The sequence below is a fragment of the Oscillatoria sp. CS-180 genome, assembly GCF_028330965.1.
Lineage (GTDB): Bacteria > Cyanobacteriota > Cyanobacteriia > Phormidesmidales > Phormidesmidaceae > Halomicronema.
In genome coordinates, this window is the sequence record NZ_JAQMUB010000031.1 from 67,340 (window position 1) to 86,898 (window position 19,559).

Consider the following 19,559-nt stretch of genomic DNA (forward strand, 5'->3'; position numbering starts at 1 on the left):
GAGTTGCATTAGCACATATCGAGTAATCTGCATGGCGGTAATCTCTTTGAGGTTGTCGCCATCTTTCTTGTCAAAATGCCGCTCCCTTTGTACCTCACTCGCTAAAGCTTGACGCCATGAATGGGCATCTTGCCTGAGGTAAGCCTCTGCCAATAGTCCTCCAAAGAGCGGGCAACATCGCTAGATAGCCAAATGCAGCCAATCAAATTTGGAATTGCGATCGCAAACAGCATCATATCGCTGAGGGCTAGGACAGTACTAGGTTGAGTGACCGTTCCAACAAATGTAAATCCTACGTAGAGTAAACGATAAGTCAACACGAAGCGATCGCCGGTTAAATACCGCCAGCATTGTTCGCCATAGTAGGCCCAGGAGACAATAGTTGAAAAGGCAAACAGACACACTGCAAAGGTCAGCAGGACAGAAAAACCCGGTACGCTAGTCTCAAATGCTGTAGCGACCAACTCGAAACCCAATGCGGATTGGGGCGCCCTTTGATAGGCTCCTGTCACGATGCAAACCAAAGCCGTGATGTTGCAGATGACGACCGTATCGATGAACGGTTCAAGGGACGCAACAATGCCCTCTCGTGCAGGCTCTTGCGTACGGGTAGCAGCATGAGCGATCGCCGCAGAACCGTTGCCTGCTGAATTTGAGAAAAAGCCTCTTCGAATTCCCTGTACCAAGACGCCAACCATTCCTCCTGCGACCGTTTGGGGATTGAAAGCTTCTTGTGTAATTAGAACCACAGCCCCTGGAATGTCGGAGAGGTTGGTCAAAACCACCCATATGCTAGCCAAGATGTAAACGCCGACCATGGTGGGCACAATGGTTCCAGCGACCGCGCCAATACGTCGAATACCGCCAACGATCACTAGCCCCACTACGGTAGACAGCCCCAAGCCATAAACCCAGGTGTATTCCCTCACAACAGGTAAAACATGAGTGACAGCAGCCTGAGTTTGGCTAGCTTGAAACATATTGCCGCCACCGACTGCGCCCAAAGCACAGAGCAACGCAAAACTCATTGCCAAAATCCGACCCATCGATTTGAAGCCCTGCTTGGCTAGCCCCTGGGAGAGATAGTACATGGGGCCGCCTGCAATAGTGCCATCGACTCTAATTGTGCGATATTGCTGAGCTAGAGTACATTCCACAAACTTAGTGGACATTCCCAGAAAGCCTGCTAAGGTCATCCATACGACTGCGCCTGGACCACCGAGCTGAATCGCGATCGCGACCCCAGCAATATTTCCGAGTCCAACGGTGGCTGACAGGGCCGTGGCGATCGCCTGAAAGTGACTCACTTCACCAGGCTCATCTGGACTGTCATAGCGTCCTAACGTGATATTGATCGCATGTTTGAAGGCTCGGACGTTAATGAAGCCCATGCGAAGCGTGAAAAAGATGGCTCCGAGCAACAGCCAGAGAACAATAATGGGCAAGCCACCAACACTGAAGAATAATGTTTGCTCTAGCCCATTAATGCTCAAATTAAATATCTGATTGAGCCTATCAAAAACACTTTCAAGTCTGAAGGGAAGAGAAAACTGGAGAAAAACTGACAAAGCATGTCTCAGCGGCAACGCTCTTCATTATAGGCAGGTTGAAACTCTAGGGGCTGTTGTCATTTAGTGCTCAAATACTGTGTCAGAAGAGGTTTCAGCCCTTCGCCATAAATTGAGATGAGCGCAGCAATGCTTGTGTTACAGGACTTCTAAAACTAATCGAATGGTTGATTCACCCTGATGGTCTAATTTCCCCCGTGAGTTAAGAATTTACTCTCCGCACTCCCTACTTTTCCACGCTTTTGCGTTTCAACTGTTTGAGCTAGGCGTATCGTTACTTAAGCTTGCTGCACAATTTGGACATGCTTGTTGATGATGCTCGCCAAACTAGGAACAGCCTCTTCAACATCCCCTTTCACTGATTTGCGAAGCTTATTGTAGGCTCCTGCAACAACGCCCGATGCCTTTTTGACTCGTGCGTCGGTCACGCTGAGAATAACATCGGCAGTGCGTGATCGATGTTCGACTAGGTAACCCACCGGATCACCGGCCTGTAGACCCTCGTTCCACATTGGATCTAATGCTTTAAAGGCTTCGGGCAGCACTCGACCAACGGCCCCTGGCACATAAGTAGGTCCTACGCCCTTAACAACTCGATAGGCTGTTTTCAGCGCCATTCCTGAGATTCCACCCTTGCTGGATACTTGGTCGTCAATTAAGTCGGTACACTCTTCAACGATACTCGCTTTGACAGAGCGGTCTTTGATTACATCGCTGAGTTTCATCGTGAATCTCCTAACGTGCGCTTGTCTTTTTCGATTGTTCACAACTTCGGAGCTAAATCAACGTTTCCTCTTGAATGTTCGAATTTGCTTTATGAAACTGTGAATTTTCGTGCGCCCAAAGGGATTTGTCCCTTTAGGGTTACTTCGTTGCAGGGCTATGGATGAAGAATGCAAACCTGAAGGATAAGGACAATTGGGGGGAAGAAATAATCGCCACACTGTAGGAAATGGTATTAGGCGATCGCCCTTTCTGTCATGATCATTTTCCCGTCATCAGCATTGATTTCGACGTCCAATCCCATGGGAATCGTCAGGATGGGTTCGACATGCCCAATTGCCGCGTTGGACCAGGCCGGAATTCCTAGCGGTGCAATATGATCTTGCAGAACTTCTTCTAGCGTGAGTGCACCATATCCTCCAGAAGGACCACATCGAGTACATTGGCCAAATACAAACCCGGCGAGTTGGTCAAGAACACCGCTGAGTTTGAGCTGAGTCAACATGCGGTCAATGCGGTAGACCGACTCACCCACATCCTCTAAGAACAGGATGGCTCCTGTTAAATCAGGCAGGTAGGGTGAGCCAGCAATGCCTGCAATGACCGAGAGGTTGCCGCCATAGAGACGTCCCCGTGCCTGACCGGATGTAATCGTATTGACGCGAAACCGCGTTTGCATGAGGCGATCGCTGTCCTCAGCCGCAATCGGATTCTCAAAAGCAAAAGTTTGTCCCTCCAGCAGGACCCTTCGGAAAGATTCAGTTTGATCTGGTTTCCAGGAAGTCAGCCCATTGGGACCATGAAAAGTCACTAAGCCAGTTTGAGCTGTGATGCCTAGCAGTAAAGCCGTGATGTCACTAAACCCAACAATAACTTTGGGATTTTGACGAATAATTTCGTAGTCCAGATACGGCAGGGTGCGAGCGCTGCCCCAGTCACCGCGAATAGGCAGTAGTGCTGCAATATTGGGATTGGCAAAAAAACGATTGATATCAGCAGCGCGATCGCGGTCTTGCCCTGCAAGATAGCCGTATCGATCCAGTGCACGGGGCGCAATTTGGGGGATTAGTCCCAGCCCACGAACTGCATCAACCACAATATCCAAATCCGTTGAGTCGAAAGTGGCTCCGGCTGGACTGACAATCCCAACCCCATCTCCTGGCTGCAGACGAGACGGTTTAAGTACGGGCATCGTGGTGGCGGCGTTAGCCTTGCCTTGCTGAGTCACTGCAAGAGGAGCGATCGCCGCGATCGTGCCTAATCCTGTGATCAACTGCCGCCGAGTCGGTTGTTGTTTGCCCATACTGTCCTTGTCCAGACTCCTATCTCTGCTCCATTACTCTACTGGAACCAATGCCTATCACTTTGTTTCATCTTAAATGGGACCATACTGACGAGCTACCCTTGAATTAAGGCGCTTATAGAATGTGAGGCTTGGATGTGAGGCAATGGAAAACTTACCACCACTAACAACTGAAACGGTTTGGGACATTCTCAACGACACCCTCGAAGACGACACCGTGAATCGATTGGTGTGGTATCACTTGGGCTACCGCTACGATTCGGAAACCCAGCAGTGGAGCATGGACCAAGTCGAGCCAGCCTGGATTGAGAAGTTTCCAGATCCTCCGAACTTTATTGAAAGCCGCCCTGCAACGGTGCAGCTTACTCGTTCAATTCCGAAGGAGAACAAGCAACTCCTAAAAGAACACTTGGGTTTCAAAGGTTACAGCGTAGATCAACTCATCCCTCGACTGACACGCCGGGCAACAATGGCAAACTGGCTGCTTAGCGTGATGCGGCAGAAAGGGATATTGGTGGATGCTTTGGATTGAAAAATTTCTCGCTGCTGAGCGTTTTAGATACCGGCTCATACCGCGTCGGCTTCGTCAGCGATCGCCCTCCACAATTAATTCACCCCCGCAGAAAGGCTTTCTTCACTTTGCCCTGAACGTTGCACCCTTCAAACAGTGAGTAATCAACATTGGAATGGTAAGTACTCGCGCTCAAAACGTGCTGATAATCTGGCGTTGTCTTGATTTTCCTGTAATCGCCACAAAGGAACAAACTTAACCACATTTGCTCCTGCTGCAGGTGAGGTTGTTTGGCTCTTCAATCCGAGAAGGCAAGCTAGGGTAAAGCATTTCACTTTAGCTGTAGGAGGAATCGAGGGCATTACGCCGACGGGCCGAGCAACTGTCAAACTCTTAAGGCTCAATATGCCAAACCAGATTTTAGAACGCCAGCTGCTGACAGCACAAAAGTGTCATTCCCAAAGCTCTCAATCACCCTAGTATCTCCACGGTAGCCATAGAATACTCCTGCCTCCCACCTCCTGAACTCTGTCTCCTGCCTCTCCACTCACTCAGAACACTCCATCCCAAACGGCTCCCCATTGACTCTGTTCACTCCATCAACGACAGGGGGTATGCTCTGGTTGCAGAATCTTACATAATGAAAAGGTTTTGTAGACCTTTCGCGTTCAAAAGCACCCCACAAAAAGATCATGCGTACCCACTACTGCGGCCACCTGCGAGCGACTGATATAGGAGAAACCGTTACCCTGTTTGGCTGGGTGGATCGTCGTCGCGATCATGGCGGCGTGATCTTTGTGGATTTGCGCGATCGCACCGGGGTTGTGCAAATTGTTAGCGATCCGGAGCGCACCCCCGACTCCTTTAATATCGCCAACGACCTGCGAAACGAATACGTTGTTCGGATCAAGGGCAAAGTCAGTCAGCGCCCCGATGAGTCTCTGAACCCGAAGCTACCTACGGGAGAAGTCGAGATCTACGCAGACGAAATCGAGCTACTCAACGCCGTTCGCAAACAGCTTCCCTTCCAGGTTTCCACTGCTGAGCCGGAATCTGTCAGAGAGGAACTGCGCCTGCGCTATCGCTATCTTGACCTGCGCCGGGAACGCATGGCTCAAAACTTGCAAGTGCGCCATGCCATCATCAAAGCCATTCGCCGTTTCTTAGAAGACGAAGAACACTTCACCGAAGTCGAGACGCCCATTTTGACTCGATCTACTCCTGAGGGAGCGCGAGACTTTCTGCTGCCCTCCCGCGTCAATCCGGGCGAGTGGTTTGCGCTGCCCCAATCGCCGCAGTTGTTCAAGCAGCTGTTGATGGTTGCCGGGGTCGATCGCTACTACCAAATTGCTCGCTGCTTCCGAGATGAAGACCTGCGGGCCGACCGTCAGCCTGAATTTACCCAGCTCGACATGGAAATGAGCTTCCTGAGCCAAGAGGAAATCCTCGACCTGAACGAGCGGCTGGTCTGCCATGTGTTCAAAATGGTCAAAGGTATTGACCTGCCGCGCCCCTTTCCTCAACTCACCTACGCTGAAGCGATGGATCGATACGGTTGCGATAAGCCAGACACTCGCTACGGCCTGGAGCTGGTTAATGTTTCCGATCTTGTGGCGGATTCCGGATTCAAAGTGTTTTCGGGGGCAGTCAAGTCGGGTGGTCTAGTGAAGGTGTTGCCCATTCCTGGCGGAAACGACGTCATCTCAAACGTACGGATTAAGCCCGGTGGTGACTTGTTTAAAGTGGCGGCAGAGGCAGGAGCCAAAGGGCTAGCCTACATTCGGGTGCGAGAGAACAACGCCATCGACACCATTGGGGCGATCAAAGACAACCTCTCTGAAGAGCAAATGCAGGAACTGCTGGAGCGCACGGAGGCTCAACCGGGCACGCTGCTGCTGTTTGGCGCTGGTCCCAGCGATATTGTCAACGCCACGCTTGATCGCGTCCGCCAGGCGATCGCTAAAGAAATGAGTTTGATTCCCGCCGATAAACTCAACCTGCTTTGGGTGACGGACTTCCCTATGTTTGAGTGGAACGCTGATGAGAAGCGATTGGAAGCATTGCACCATCCCTTTACGGCACCTCGCCCTGATGAAGTGGACGATATCAAAACGGCCCGTGCTCAAGCCTATGATCTGGTCCTCAACGGTTACGAGATTGGGGGAGGCAGTCTGAGAATCTATCAGCCGGACATCCAGAAAGAGGTGTTCGCAGCTATTGGCCTTTCCAATGAAGAAGCTCAAGAGAAGTTTGGCTTCTTGCTGGAAGCGTTTGAATATGGCACTCCGCCTCACGGAGGCATCGCTTACGGACTGGATCGCCTCGTCATGTTGATGGCCGGCGAAGAGTCGATTCGAGATGCGATCGCCTTTCCTAAGACACAACAGGCTCGCTGCTTGCTCATGTCGGCTCCTTCTACGGTCGACAAAAAGCAGTTAAAAGAACTTCATGTTGCGTCTACCTATCAGCCAAAACCCAAAGAAACGGATCAATAGAGTGTATAGCCTGACTTCCAGGTGTTGAGTTTGGTTCACAAATAGGAAGCTGTGTGCCATCAGCTTTTCACAACTTTACGCAAATCCATACAGATTACTACAAATACACAAAGGCGGCACCAGGGACTCTCTTAATCACGATAGGATTTCATCAATTGCCATTCGTGATGAAACTTTTGAGTTCTTATGCTGATCGTTCTGCTTATTTTTGGCCTGAGCTTGGTGCCTGCCCTGATTTCTGCATGGATTAGCTTGCGAGCACAAGATCGCGTTCAGGCCGAGTTTGGTCGGGCTATTGAAGTTGCTAGCCAGCGCGGATTAAAAGCTGCTATCCAGCGCGATCGCGACCTGAACTATATAGAAGGTTTAGGCTACGTGATTGGTGACTTTAGTTGTCAGATGAATGCGCGATCGCCTTATCTACGCTGTGCCATGAACCCTTGCGGTCCCTGTGAGGGCTGTCAGTTTTATGAGCCGCCTGTGATTAAAGAAGTTGTCATGGCAGTTCCTGAAACAGCCAGTGCTTGTCCTATTCCTCCGATGCCTGCAACCTGTCCTCTACCTGCATTTTCAGCAGCGACGACTTTTTCGGCGTCGTAGGCTAGGCAGGAAAGATTTCAAATAACTCATGCCGAAAACTCCTGGCAGGGGAGAGCATTAATGTTCATCCCCGGCCAGGAGTTTCAGCTTTAAAGAACGGTCTATTACCCATCTGACGGTAGACCGAACACTTCGATCTGCTTATCCCGGCCTCGCAGCGGCATTTTGCCTAAATGAACCAGAGGCAAATTTTTGAGATGACGGTGGGTTTCTTCACTGATTAGAAGCGATCGCCCAACTTCTTTAGTCATCGCTTCCAGACGAGAGGCCACGTTGACCGTATCGCCAATGACGGTGAAGTCCAAATGGCCGCCAACGCCGAGGCAGCCTGCAACAATGATTCCAGAATGGAGTCCAATACCAATGGGTAAAGGACTGACTTGCTGAATGTCCTTGAGGATGGCCTTTCCCGCAGCGACGGCTCGTTCGGCGTGGTTGTCTAGTGATCGTGGCGCACCAAAGACCGCTAACATGCCATCCCCCATAAACTTATCAACCCATCCTCCATGCTCCTCCACTGTGCGGGACAAGAACCCCTGCATCTGGCTCAGAAAGCTCAGAACTTCGAGCGGGTCCAGCTTTTCCGAATATCGAGTAAAACCCCGCAGGTCGGTCACCATAATAGTGACTTCGCAGCGAATGGGTTCTTCCAGCAATTGCAAAGGATTTTCGAACGCCGCCTCTACCACCGTTTCTGGCAAAAACTGCTGTATCAGCAGCCGTCCCGCTTCATTCTTGCCCTGCCGCCTAACAATGCCTGCCGTCAGTAGACCTAGCAGTCCGGTTCCCAAGATGGTGAACAGGGCAAACAGGCTCACCGCAATATCCAAACGAAAGAGTGCTGCCCCATAAGCAAAATTGCCCAGCGCCAATGTGGTGGTCAAGATAGAAGCTCGGCGTTGGATGCGAATCCCTCCTGAAACGGCCAACAGGCAGGAAAAGGCGGCAATATTGGTGACAATGGCGGGCTGAATTTCTCCTAAAACATGCCAAATGTTCGTGATAAAAAGATTTAGCAAAACACCGTCGAATATTGGGATAGCCGTCTGAAGACTGTTGGACCATCGCCAAGCCTGAGGTCGCAGGAGTGCTACCAAAAAAAACAGTGAAATTAAGCAGGCAACGATTGAGATTAGGGCGATCGTCGGAGCAACACTGTCTTGTCCAATCAACGGTTGCGGAAAAAAGAAAACCAGCACGTCCAAAATGCTGGAAATAATGAGGACTACAACTCTGACGTAAGCCAGCTTCTGCTCATTCTTTAAGGATTCCTGCGCGAGAACTCGACTGACGGCTACCTTGATGACATCGCCGTCAATCGAATTCTGAGACGCAAAAGGCGAATAAGCAGTTTGTTCAGCCATGATTGATGACCTACAGGCAAAGAAAAAGGCGCGGTCACCTTGCCTCTAATCGCTGCTCTTGATTAAGCAAATCGACAAGGCACGGCAAAAGGGCAGAAGGCAAAATCAATCCCTCTATATCAACCCTTCTACACAGCAACTCTCCGGAGAAAAGCGCTGTTGACAGTAGTCGGCCATCCGTCTGGTGATGCTCTGCTGCAACGGTGACCGTATGAAGATGCACTGAACAGGACTCTTCGCCTAGGTTAACAGTTATGGAAAAGGGGATTGATAGTCAGGCAGAGGTATAGCTTTAGCCATCTAGGCTTGTGCACTTATTAGCATCTGGGTGCTTAGCACGTTGCCAGATGGCTCGCCGTCTTGTCCTAATGGAACTGGCGACGGCGATACAAGGCTCGAACCCGTTAATGCTCAAGACGGACGGATACTGCTCCGTGGCGAAGCTTGCGCTGTTGGTATAGCCAAGCTTGCTGGGTGAGTCCAAACCGTCCTAGTAGGTTGGCAACTGTCTTGAAGGCTCGATAGGTGAAAGGGGAGGCAGTGAAGGCGGCAATTTTTTGCCACTCTTCAAGCTGAAGGTGCTGGATGGCTGCGATTTCTGGCAGCCGTTCCGACTGAATGGCTTGTAGCGCAGCCGTAATCCTGTCAAGCGTGCCTGAGTTTTGTAGGACTGGGACTAGGTGATTGGCGGCGGCAATCGCATCTCGCAATCCCATATTGATTCCCTGAGCGCGATTAGGAGCCATTGGATGAGCAGCATCGCCAATCAGTAACAAACCTGGAATTGACCATTGGGGACAAACTCCAACAATGACGTCTAAAAAGATCGGACCTTCAAGCTCGTCGCAATGCTCGCGAAAGTGCTCAGCCAAAAAGGGAGGCGCAGCTTGGGCAAATTCTTCGGCCCAATCTCGTTCGGCAGATGTCTTGCCCTGTCCTTTTTCAACAATCCAGCCTATTTGCAGGCGTTCATCCCAAGATGGATAGAAGGCATACTGCCGCTGCCGCTGGAGACAAACGGTGAAGGCCGTTTCACAGAGGACTTCAGCCGGCGCTGGCAGTTTGAACCAGAGGACGTCAAACTGGGTTTGAGACTGGTGTAGAGAGAGATCCGCAAGTTTTCGCGATCGCGAATATCGCCCCTCTGCCACGATAACGAGATCGCCCATGAAATCTTGAGTTTGGTGGCCGTTGGTAGCTTTTACCCCACAAACGCTAACGTCGCTTCGGATCAATTCGCGAACTTGCCAGCCGGGATAAAACTTGAAGTGAGGCAGCGTCTTCGTCTGTTCGACAATGTTCTTAAGCAAAGCAGATTGACAGATAATCTGGGTGGAAAATTTGCCCAGCCGGCCCTGAGGTTCAACAACTCGCATCCGTCGCTGTTGATCAATGTAGAAATCCCAGGCGTCTAGAGTTCTGGAAGGAATCGCCTCTAGGCATTGCCCTAACCCCATTTCGTAGAGCGCTTCGACGCCCGAAGGCATCAAACCTTCGCCTCTAAAAACGCGGTTAAACTGGGTTTCTCGCTCAATTAGGCTAACTTGAATACCCTGTCGAGCTAAGAGGAATGCGATCGCTGCGCCGGATGGGCCAGCACCGACAACCACCACATGATTCATAGACGCGATCGCTTTTTCGAGAAACGAAGATCAAGAATGACAGTCCTTTAGTCTTTTTGGAGAACTTCAGAGAACGACAACTCTTCGGATGCCATGACTAGTAGCGTGTTGGGTAAATCAGTAATGCGGTGTTGGAGTTTGGTGTAGTACTCGCTGAAGTCATCAACGCTGCCAGGAGTGGCAAGTCCTATTAGAACAAGATCGGCAGTTTGCGAAGAGATAAGGAGAATTTCGTCGAAGGAACGCCCGTTCGCCACGATGACTTGAGGGACAGCACCAATTCTCAGACTGGCGGTTAAACCCATTAAATTTTCTTCTGCTGAGGCTGCGGCTGCCTGATCAGGCACGACCAGTTTGAGACAAATTTCTGCTCCGCGCCAATCCCAGCTAGTCCGCAAAAGGTAAGCCAAAATCAGCATCAGTCCGCCATTGGCTTGGAGTCCGCCCCACCATACGTCAATGCGACGAAACCGAGCAGGCCGACGGCGCACCAATGTAAACTGCTCTGGGCTGCTCCTTAAAATGACGACGTTGCGCTTGGCCTTATGGCACTGGGCAACGAGCTGGCTGAAGCGATCGCGTCCTTGAGGATTCTCTGTGTCTCCTAGCAACACTGTATTGGGCAACAGCGGTCCAATGCCATAGGCTTCGATCAGTTGCTTCATCCCTTGAAATGGATCAGAAGCTGTCACCAGTCGGACGAACGCTTGGATCCCGCGTTTTTCCAAATAGTCCTGCAGGGTCATCTCCATACTCTCTTGACGCCCTACATCTCGACTTCCTTCCGGCAGAACACTGGCTACCGTAAATAACCCTCGCTGATGGGTCAAAGCGTTTGCCATATCTAGCAAGTGCCATCGCTTAGTTGGGGCACCCGAGAACACTAAAAGATGGGGACGCCAGTTTTTGGAGTCCAGAGGGCCTTTGATGCGAAATAAACCGGTGCGAATCAAGGATAACCAGATACCCTGACGGATATCGCCCCATGTCCCTTCGATTTCGCGTCGTTCCAGCCAGAGATAAATGCCCAGCACAATAAGTGCGGCAACGACTGTTGCGATCGCATTGATCAAAAACATGATGCTGATACAACCCACGGCCCCAAGTAAAGAGAAGATCCAGGGAACTTTGAAGGTTGGTCGAAAAGATGGGCTTTGTAGGAAGCCTTCAATTCCAGCCGCAACGTTCAGCACCATGTAAGTGGTCAAGAAAAACATCGTGAGAACTGGGGCGATTAGGTTCAAATCGCCAATACTGACGGCGGCTAATGCCACGCCTAAGCTGAACAACGTTCCTAGTCGCGGCTCATCTTGGGGACCGCTACCCTTGCCGAGCCAGCGCAGCGATTTAGGTAGAACGCCGTCTCGCGCCAAGGCCTGGAGTACGCGGGGTGCTCCCAGAATGCTGCCGATCGCACTGGACAAAGTGGCACCCCAGACGCCAAGCAGAATTGAATCGCCCCATATAGCAATCCGTCGCATTATCAGCGGATCCGCAATCAGTGTCGCAGAATCGGCTTGCTGGCTCAGGAATAATGGAATAACCATGTAAATGACATAGCCAACCCCAATAGCTGCGAGGGTGCCTACGGGGATAGCTTTGGATGGATCCTTGAGGTCACCAGACATATTGACCCCAGACATGATGCCGGTCACAGCTGGAAAGAAAACCGCTAGAACAGCCCAAAATCCAACTGAGCCGGGTTCTTCTACCGGAGTGGCTGCCAAGTCTAAGGCACTTGCTGAACCGATGGGTTGCCCTAACGCAAGACAGATCAGCGATACGACGATCGCCGCCATAATGAAATATTGGGCCTTAATTGCAATCTCAGCAGATTTCAGTGCGAGTAGGGTTACTAAGATCGTGACGATGAACGCCACCATCGTTAGGTTTAAGTTGGGGAAAATGCGGACAACGCTCTCTGCAAATCCCAGCGTGTATAGGGCAACCGAAAGGGCCTGAGCAAAGAAGAGGGGAATCCCTACAGCACCACCCGTTTCAATACCCAGAGACCGACTGATCATGTAGTATGCCCCCCCAGCTCTGACCACCTGGTCTGTCGCGATCGCAGAGATCGAGAGACCCGTAAAGAAGGTGATGCTAGTCGACAGGGTAACAATTATTAGGGTATTGATTAACCCGACGTGTCCGAGAACCCATCCGAAGCGCAAGTACATAATGACGCCCAGGATAGTGAGGATAGATGGGGTAAAAACTCCTCCAAACGCACTTAAACCGGGTTTTTCGTCTTGAGAGGATTTCCACGAGACCGTTCCTGGCTCAGGACTTGGTAGGGGCATGCTGTTTCAGAATTCAAATGATTAAAAACGTCGAATAGCCAAGCAGCTGTGCACCATTCACTGCACTTATACTGCTGATAGCAGAAGCACCGCGAAACAGTGTACGCCTGATTGACCCAATCACTACTCATACCTACAGACTATTCATGTAGAGTCGCATCTCAACAGTGAACTGACCTGGCTTGATGAAGTTTCTGTAGAAAACTGCAATCAAAGCTGTACCTTTCGGCTTGACCTTGTTCTAAAACATGTTCCTTGGAATGGACGGCACTACGGGTATATGTAACGCCAAGCGTAGTCTCGCTTCTGAGACTACGTAAACCAAGATCGACGATTTTCGGTACAAGAAACTGTTTGAGAATCATGGGAACCCAAGCAATGAATTCCTTCAGAGATTGATGCTGAGAGGTTTCAAAGGTGAAGTTCAAAGGGCAACAACCGGACTCGATTCCATAAATTCTGAGTAAAGCCTGCGGACGACTGAACGGGTGCCTAACTAGTCTAGCGGGGCTATCCCCCTTTTGGTCTGAGGGGAGTAGCCAGCCAGCGAAGTGTCTTGGGAAGCTGTGACTGTAGCTGTCCGTTAGTGTAGCGTCCGCAGCCCAGTTCAAATTCTTGAAATTGAACATGTACATAACCGAAGTCGGCAGTGCTTTTAACGGGCTGAGTTTTCCCCTGCAAGAATAAACTTGCAGCTTCCTCGTTGGGCAAATTAATCTTGTTCCGTTGAATCAAATGCCCGAAACGCTGGAGGAAAGCCGTCGAAGGCTTCAGTCCTAAATTGGTGTTGGTCGCTAGGGGAATGCCATAGGATTGGGGACGCACTTGTGATGGTGAAAGGGATGCCCCGCTCGCTAACCAAAGTCGCCGTTTTCCAGTGGCCCAACAGGTGTAGGTAGGAAAAACATCAGGGGCGATCGCAAACCGCTTTCTTAAAGTGTCCACTGGGTTCCCCGGCACCAACGCAACAGGTGGTAGCTGAGAACTTACGAGCGGAGAGAAAGAACAGAGTTGAGTATTCGCTCTCCTCAGCTTGGCAACAAAAAAACCACCCGTGTTATTGAAATGAGGAAAATAACGCCGGGCTTGAACGATATCCTGACGGTACGACTGTCCTTGCCATTGAGTTAGTCCAGGTTGTCCTCGCAGTTCAGGAATCGTGAAGGGTTCTATCCAAGCGCGATCGCCGAGTACAGCATCCAGCACCGCCTCGTTTTCCTCCGGAGCAAACGTACAGGTGCTATAGACCACAGTGCCTCCAGGCTTGACCAGATCTAGGGCACGGCTGAGCAATTTTTTCTGGGCAGTGGCAATGCGCGCTCCATAGGTCGGCTGCCAGACTTGAGGATGTTGCCGTCGCCGCAGATTTCCTTCCCCTGAACAGGGTGCATCCACCAACACCCGGTCAAAGGTATGAGGAGCCAAGGGGAGCGATCGCCCGTCAGCCTGCGTAGTGATGACAGAGGTCAATCCCAACCGAGCCACAGTAACGCTGAGACTGGGTAAGCGATCGCGGTGTATCTCATTGGCAATGACACACCCTGTTTCACCTTGGCGAGTGGCGATCTGCGCCATCTTGCCGCCCGGTGCCGCACACAGGTCCAGAATCGTTTCTCCCGGCTGTGGATCGAGAGCAGCCACCGCTGCCATCGCGATTTCTTCCTGCACATAGTACCAGCCTGCCGTGAAAGCCAGTGTCCGACCAGGAGTACTCCAAGCGTCTGTCCTAAAGGCTCCCGGCATCCAGTTCACTGGCTCAAGTCTGACGCCTAATCCTTGTAAATAGTGTTGAAGGGCTTTGGGAGTGCTCTTGAGCGGATTTGTCCACAGGCAAATAGGTAGTGGCTGCTGGCTGCTATCAAGAAAAGCTTGGGGATCATCGACGATCGCAGCATATCGTGCCAAGATAGCCAGAACTTCATTAGAAGCACCCCGCGAGCGAACCCATAAGTCTGTATGCGACAAATTTGCGTACCCTTGTCGTAAGTAGTATTCACAATCGTCAGCGGCATGTCACATCTGCCTCCGTCTTCTTCTCAGGCAACCTCTGCCTTTGAAGACTCTCCTAATGATGGTCTTCAAAAGGGGCTGATGGCCCTGAGAGAACAAAACTACCCTACCGCTATTCGAACGCTTTCCAAGCTATTGCAGAATCGGGCTGCGACAGGGGCAACTCGGTTGAAAGCTCACATTGGCCTGGTCAAAGCTCTCCGGGGCGACGGGCGGCTGAAGGACGCGATCGCCCTTTGCCGGAAGTTGGTGAATCATCCCCAGGCCAAAGTGCAGCAGTGGGCCAAGCAGACCCTGACCGCCATGGAGCAATCCGCTCTACCTCAAACTCTATCCACTTCCTCAGAAACTGGCGATCTTAGTGGGTTTCAGCCGCTGACAACGGAGGCAGCCGCTGCCCCTCTAGTGGTCCCTGCTTCGCAAACGAATTTGCCACAAACGCCTGCTCAGACCAACCCAAGTGGTTTTCAACCGCTTGAAGATTCTAATGAGGATAAACCTCTATCTGTACACAACAATTCCACCAATGACCCGAATTCGTCGGCGTCGGCTGCCGATGAAGCTGTAGATCCTCAGACCAGATTGCCAAACTCTGATTTGACAAACTCCGACGATGCTGAGTCGATTGAGGCGGCCTCTGAACCAGAAGCCGTTGAAGGGGCAAACTACCCTTCGGCTGATACGGCAACCAATGCGTTGGCTTCCGAGACATCCCTTTTCCATTACGAGCGATTAAATCATGCCTTGCCCTCGGATACTAATGTCGGCAATGTTGACAGTACGGATGCTGACAATGCTGCGCCGCCCATTACCTCTCAAGCTCCAACGGCTTCTGAAGATACCTCTCATAACCCAGAACCCAACGTTTCTGAACCGTTAGAGTTCGCCGCTTCAGAGCGGCTGTCGCGGCTGCGATCGCTGCCCAAGCAAGCAGGTGCGGTCGTCCAGATTTGGCTGGTTCAGGGAGTCAGTGCGATCGCGCTATTCTGGCTTTGCCACGCCCTGACACAGATCGTTCTGGCTCAGGTGGCTAAACTGCTGCGGCCTTTAACCCGATTTGTTTCCATTCCCTTGGGGTGGCGCTATGAGGACCATACGGTCTTGGTGCTAGCCGGTTTAAGTAGCCTGCTGCTAGCCTCACCGTGGATTTTGGACTGCCTCCTTAAACAGACAGCACAGCTCAAACCCCTTTCAATTCAATCGCTTAAGCAAAAAACGCCTGAAGGCTGTCGGCTTCTCAACCGGGTGAGTCGAGAGCGCGGTTGGCTGTTACCTTCACTGCACGAGTTGCCGACCGATGCGCCGCTTATTTTTAGTTATGGATGGTTGCCACGCTACAACCGCATCGTGATCAGTCGTGGCGTGCTGGAACGCCTGGATGATGATGAGCTAGCCACCCTAATTGGATATGAACTCACCCATTTCACGACAGGGACGCTGCCCTTCATGTCCCTTATCAGCATGATGCTCCAGCTGCTCTATCAGGGATATTGGCAGTCGGCTCGATTGGGCGATCGCAAGACCCTTGATCGGGCTAGCACAACCCTGACAGCGTTCATCTCGGCGCTGTGCTACGGACTGTACTGGCTCGTTCGGAAGGTCACTGTGCCGTGTTCTCGGGCACGGGTGTTGTGGTGCGATCGCCGCGCTGTGGAATGGACTGGAAATCCCAATGCCTTGATGCGTGCTTTGGTCAAGCTGGAAAGTGGGATTGCTGAAACCATCTCTAATGCGGGTTACACGCCACCTCTAGTCGAAAGCACAGACCTGATGACGCCTTGTGGGATTGAAGCGACGCTCAGCCTCGGCAGCCTTTTCCCACATACTGCGTTTCTGCAAGCGCTTCAGTGGGATATTCAGAATCCCTATCGTCACTGGCTATCCATCAATAGCAGCCATCCGCTTCTAGGAGAACGGCTCAAGCGGCTAACGGGCTACGCTTTGCGCTGGCAACTGACCCCTGCCCTGCCCGTTGCGGTCATGCCTTCGTTGGGGGCATCGTCGAGCAAACTAGCAAGCCAGTCAGCTCCTCGGATCACTTTTTGGAGCCGATGGCTTCCCTTCCTCCAACAGGTGAGTCCATACATTGGACCGCTTGTGGGCGTTGTGATGGCAATGCTGCTCTGGTTCTTTGGGGGATTATTTGAACCGTTGGGCCTTCGACGAGTTGCTTGGATTTACGGCGATCGCAGCGTTTTGTGGGGTAGTCTTCTTCTGGGACTAGGCATGGGCATCATGTTTCGCATCAATCCCTATTTTCCAGACATCACCACAGTCAATCGTCTCAAGCATCCGCCGCTACCCGATCTACTCCAAAATCCCCTGTCGCTGCCGACAGATAGTCAGCCGTTGCGACTAGAGGGAAGACTGCTGGGGCGCAAGGGAATGGCCAATTGGTTGTGCCAAGACCTGATCTTAGAAACGTCCTCAGGACTGCTGAAACTTCATTTTTTGTCTATCCTGGGCGCTGTCGGCAATCTGCTCATTCATCCTCAACACCCTACCAATTGGGTCGGACACCGAATAGCGGTTCAAGGATGGTATCGCCGAGGGGCGATCAGCTGGATCGATATTGAAGCGCTGCTGAAATCTGGCAAGGTTGTCGCTCGTGCTAATCATCCTTTACTCGCCGTCTTACTGAGCTTGACTTTTTGTGCCTGGGGACTGATCATCCTGATTCGCGGATAATTCTGTGTGTATTGAGTTAGCTCTGTAGATTGAGACAGTATCATGTCGAGTTATTCTCCTAAAGGAGGATTTTGACTTCACAGGGCGCTAAAACGTTATGGCGATCGCGGCATCTATGTTGCGGAGTTCGAAACATAGTGTTACCTTTCTTAACAGAGTTCTAGTGCACCTAATCGTGGCTGATCCGCAAAAGTCCAGTTCGGTCACATTCCCTAGTCGAGGGCTAGGTATTGGGTTCTCCTACTCTCAACACAGCAAAATCTGCCAGCTGCTCTTCAGAGTGGCTGGCTTTTATTGCGACGGTGCTGATCATGAATATTTTGGATTCCTTAGTCTGTTGCGGATGGTGCGTGTTACTTTAATTAATGGCTCTCAAACGTTGAGCAGTAGGTTTCAATATTGTACGTTCAAGTTTTATCTGCTATCTGCGAGAAGGGTATCTCAACGGATGCCTGAGAGTGCCTAAAAAGCTTTTCCCTTTAGAAGCCGATTCCTTAGTAACAATGTGTTCAGAATTTGTTGCGTCATGAGAATTAATCCTTGAATTGCAAAATTTATTGAGATTAGACGACAGCAAAGTCATGTTCTCTAAGCATCATCAAGGCTGTTTTGAAGTGATTTTTTGCTTTTTGTGAGTGTTGACAATTACGTGTTCAAAAGAGGTATCTAGATAATGTCTGTTAGAGTTTACGTTGGTAATTTGCCCAAAGATATCGAGCGTGAGCAGCTTGAGGAAGTTTTCTCAGAACATTCCGAAGAGATTGTCTCTATCAAGCTGGTAACTGACCGAAAGACTGGCAAATGCCGTGGTTTTGGCTTTGTTACCGTTAATTCGGATGAGCAGGCGGACGCTATTGTTGAAAAGTTCAGCAACTACGTCCTCCAGGAAAACACCTTAAAGATTGAAAAGGCTCTGCCTCGTTCAAAGAGCAAAGATGAGGAAAGTTCTGGTGGCTCTGGTAATAACCGCCGTAAGGGTAACAAGCCCAACCGCAACAAGTCCTCCAACAGCGGTGGTAGTGCTGAGGCTGCACAGCCTGATCCTCGCTGGGCTGAAGAACTTGAAAAGTTGAAGCAAATGTTAGCTGCTCAGACCACTGGTTCTTAGTTCCATCCCAGCAGGAGACTTCCTTATAGGGCGTTTCTGGGTATCCTCTTTTCACAGTTAGCTAAATAAGCATATTTAGGGCTAGTTTCGTGAGTGAAGCTAGCCCTTTAGATTGATGATTTATCGCAACAAGCAGACCACGAAAGGCCCAAAGGTAGAAGCAACAAGCAGCTACCGTCGCCAATAGCCTCAGACCTAATAGTTATGACTTATAAAAGCTAAAGAATTCCCTGCAAAAACAAAGCTCTTGACCGGCCTGATTGTTATGAACTTAATGACGACGACACAGCTAGCACGCACGGCAGAAATCTGCTCACCATTCAAAACAATAGGAAAGCTTATCTGCACTTAGTTTTGTAGAGCTTTGCTCTTCTCGCGGAGTATTCTGAATTCTGTAGGGCTTTGCCCTTCCCGAAGGGTATTTTGAATTCCGCGTAGCGACACTAGTCATCAATGTTTAATCCGTGTTGTCTGAAGATGGTTTTGACGGTGCTTACCTGGGTCGGGGTAGGCGGATTGGTGTGACTGAGCTGATAGGTGAATCCAAGCTCTTTCCATTTGTACTCGCCCATCTGGTGGAAAGGAAGAACTTCCACTTTCTCAACGTTTTTCAGGGTTGAAATGAACTGAGCTAGCCCCTCAACATTGGCGAGATCGTCAGTTAGTCCTGGAACTAGGACGAAGCGAATCCAAGTGGGATGTTGTGTGGCGCTTAGGTGTCGGGCGAAATGGAGCGTAGGTTCGATCGCAACGCTGGTAACTTGGTGATAAATCGCTGGATCAAATGATTTGATATCGAGGAGTACCAAATCAACGTAGTCTAGAACAGGCTTGGATGCTTCAAAGTCAGGAAAGCCAGAGGTGTCGAGCGCGGTATGAATGTCGAGTTCACGGCAGCGACGAAATATCTCGCGGACAAACTCAGGCTGAAGTAAGGGTTCGCCACCGCTGATGGTGACGCCGCCCCCAGAGTAGGTGAGATAAGAGCGATAGGTTTTGATGTCATCAATAAGTTCGTCTACGGTGACCTCTTGGCCACTAGTCGGGTCGCGAGTATCTGGGTTATGGCAGTACTGGCAGCGTAGGAGACAGCCCTGCGTGAAAATAACGTAGCGAATACCGGGTCCGTCCACCGCACCGCACGTTTCGATGGAATGAATGCGACCTCTTTGAGTTGAGTGAAAATTGGGTAATGGTGTGTGATGGTGTGTGGTTTGAGAAGTCATGGCAATACGTGAGGACGACGCATCCGAGGCAGCATTTTGGC

General features: G+C 50.8%; 13 protein-coding genes. 5 read left to right on the forward strand and 8 right to left on the reverse strand.

The features are described from left to right. Positions 1-101 precede the first annotated feature (101 nt). The 3 genes from PN498_RS06900 to PN498_RS06910 form a co-directional block, all read right to left on the reverse strand. Entirely contained in the window at positions 102-1,493 is a 1,392-nt protein-coding gene (locus PN498_RS06900; RefSeq protein ID WP_272061987.1) for an alanine/glycine:cation symporter family protein, read from the reverse strand. A 353-nt stretch (positions 1,494-1,846) separates the two neighbouring features. Next, on the reverse strand, positions 1,847-2,293 hold the full coding sequence (locus tag PN498_RS06905; protein ID WP_272061988.1) for a DUF6918 family protein: 447 nt from the start codon (positions 2,291-2,293) through the stop codon (positions 1,847-1,849). 233 nt (positions 2,294-2,526) lie between these two features. Then, positions 2,527-3,594 carry a S66 peptidase family protein gene (locus tag PN498_RS06910; protein ID WP_272061989.1) on the reverse strand — a complete coding sequence of 356 codons (1,068 nt, stop codon included), beginning with the start codon at positions 3,592-3,594 and terminating at the stop codon, positions 2,527-2,529. Between the two features lie 145 nt (positions 3,595-3,739). Here PN498_RS06910 and PN498_RS06915 point away from each other — a divergent pair, with 145 nt between their 5' ends. The 3 genes from PN498_RS06915 to PN498_RS06925 all read left to right on the forward strand — a co-directional run bounded on the left by PN498_RS06915 (position 3,740) and on the right by PN498_RS06925 (position 7,200). After that, positions 3,740-4,126, forward strand: coding sequence for a DUF1823 family protein (locus PN498_RS06915; protein ID WP_272061990.1), 387 nt, complete (start codon positions 3,740-3,742; stop codon positions 4,124-4,126). A gap of 671 nt (positions 4,127-4,797) precedes the next feature. Beyond that, complete coding sequence (gene aspS / locus PN498_RS06920) at positions 4,798-6,600, forward strand: aspartate--tRNA ligase (protein ID WP_272061991.1); 1,803 nt, start codon at positions 4,798-4,800, stop codon at positions 6,598-6,600. A gap of 186 nt (positions 6,601-6,786) precedes the next feature. Further along, the gene (locus tag PN498_RS06925; protein ID WP_272061992.1) at positions 6,787-7,200 is read left to right on the forward strand and encodes a DUF6464 family protein; all 414 of its coding nucleotides are present in this window, start codon (positions 6,787-6,789) and stop codon (positions 7,198-7,200) included. Between the two features lie 104 nt (positions 7,201-7,304). Here PN498_RS06925 and PN498_RS06930 read toward each other — a convergent pair whose 3' ends face one another. The 4 genes from PN498_RS06930 to PN498_RS06945 form a co-directional block, all read right to left on the reverse strand. Continuing rightward, positions 7,305-8,564, reverse strand: coding sequence for an adenylate/guanylate cyclase domain-containing protein (locus PN498_RS06930; protein ID WP_272061993.1), 1,260 nt, complete (start codon positions 8,562-8,564; stop codon positions 7,305-7,307). Positions 8,565-8,968: 404 nt separating this feature from the next. Continuing rightward, entirely contained in the window at positions 8,969-10,186 is a 1,218-nt protein-coding gene (locus PN498_RS06935; protein ID WP_272061994.1) for an FAD-dependent monooxygenase, read from the reverse strand. A 47-nt stretch (positions 10,187-10,233) separates the two neighbouring features. Further along, complete coding sequence (locus PN498_RS06940) at positions 10,234-12,486, reverse strand: amino acid permease (protein ID WP_272061995.1); 2,253 nt, start codon at positions 12,484-12,486, stop codon at positions 10,234-10,236. 510 nt (positions 12,487-12,996) lie between these two features. After that, positions 12,997-14,451, reverse strand: a complete 1,455-nt coding sequence (locus PN498_RS06945; protein WP_272061996.1) for an NOL1/NOP2/sun family putative RNA methylase — start codon at positions 14,449-14,451, stop codon at positions 12,997-12,999. 45 nt (positions 14,452-14,496) lie between these two features. On the opposite strand from PN498_RS06945, the gene PN498_RS06950 reads away from it, so the two are divergent. Together PN498_RS06950 and PN498_RS06955 are read left to right on the forward strand one after the other, a co-directional pair. After that, positions 14,497-17,184 carry a M48 family metalloprotease gene (locus PN498_RS06950; RefSeq protein ID WP_272061997.1) on the forward strand — a complete coding sequence of 896 codons (2,688 nt, stop codon included), beginning with the start codon at positions 14,497-14,499 and terminating at the stop codon, positions 17,182-17,184. A 673-nt stretch (positions 17,185-17,857) separates the two neighbouring features. Beyond that, on the forward strand, positions 17,858-18,292 hold the full coding sequence (locus PN498_RS06955) for an RNA recognition motif domain-containing protein (protein WP_272061998.1): 435 nt from the start codon (positions 17,858-17,860) through the stop codon (positions 18,290-18,292). Between the two features lie 443 nt (positions 18,293-18,735). On the opposite strand, the gene pflA is transcribed toward PN498_RS06955, so the two are convergent. After that, a complete protein-coding gene (pflA, locus tag PN498_RS06960; protein ID WP_272062002.1) occupies positions 18,736-19,518 on the reverse strand; it encodes a pyruvate formate-lyase-activating protein in 783 nt (260 codons plus the stop codon). Positions 19,519-19,559 lie beyond the last annotated feature (41 nt).

Coding starts and splice junctions, on each gene's coding strand:
- PN498_RS06905 (WP_272061988.1), bottom strand. CDS start 2,293: ATGAAACTCAGCGATGTAATCAAAGACCGCTCTGTCAAAGCGAGTATC.
- PN498_RS06910 (WP_272061989.1), bottom strand. CDS start 3,594: ATGGGCAAACAACAACCGACTCGGCGGCAGTTGATCACAGGATTAGGC.
- PN498_RS06915 (WP_272061990.1), top strand. CDS start 3,740: ATGGAAAACTTACCACCACTAACAACTGAAACGGTTTGGGACATTCTC.
- aspS (WP_272061991.1), top strand. CDS start 4,798: ATGCGTACCCACTACTGCGGCCACCTGCGAGCGACTGATATAGGAGAA.
- PN498_RS06925 (WP_272061992.1), top strand. CDS start 6,787: ATGCTGATCGTTCTGCTTATTTTTGGCCTGAGCTTGGTGCCTGCCCTG.
- PN498_RS06930 (WP_272061993.1), bottom strand. CDS start 8,564: ATGGCTGAACAAACTGCTTATTCGCCTTTTGCGTCTCAGAATTCGATT.
- PN498_RS06935 (WP_272061994.1), bottom strand. CDS start 10,186: ATGAATCATGTGGTGGTTGTCGGTGCTGGCCCATCCGGCGCAGCGATC.
- PN498_RS06940 (WP_272061995.1), bottom strand. CDS start 12,486: ATGCCCCTACCAAGTCCTGAGCCAGGAACGGTCTCGTGGAAATCCTCT.
- PN498_RS06950 (WP_272061997.1), top strand. CDS start 14,497: ATGTCACATCTGCCTCCGTCTTCTTCTCAGGCAACCTCTGCCTTTGAA.
- PN498_RS06955 (WP_272061998.1), top strand. CDS start 17,858: ATGTCTGTTAGAGTTTACGTTGGTAATTTGCCCAAAGATATCGAGCGT.
- pflA (WP_272062002.1), bottom strand. CDS start 19,518: ATGACTTCTCAAACCACACACCATCACACACCATTACCCAATTTTCAC.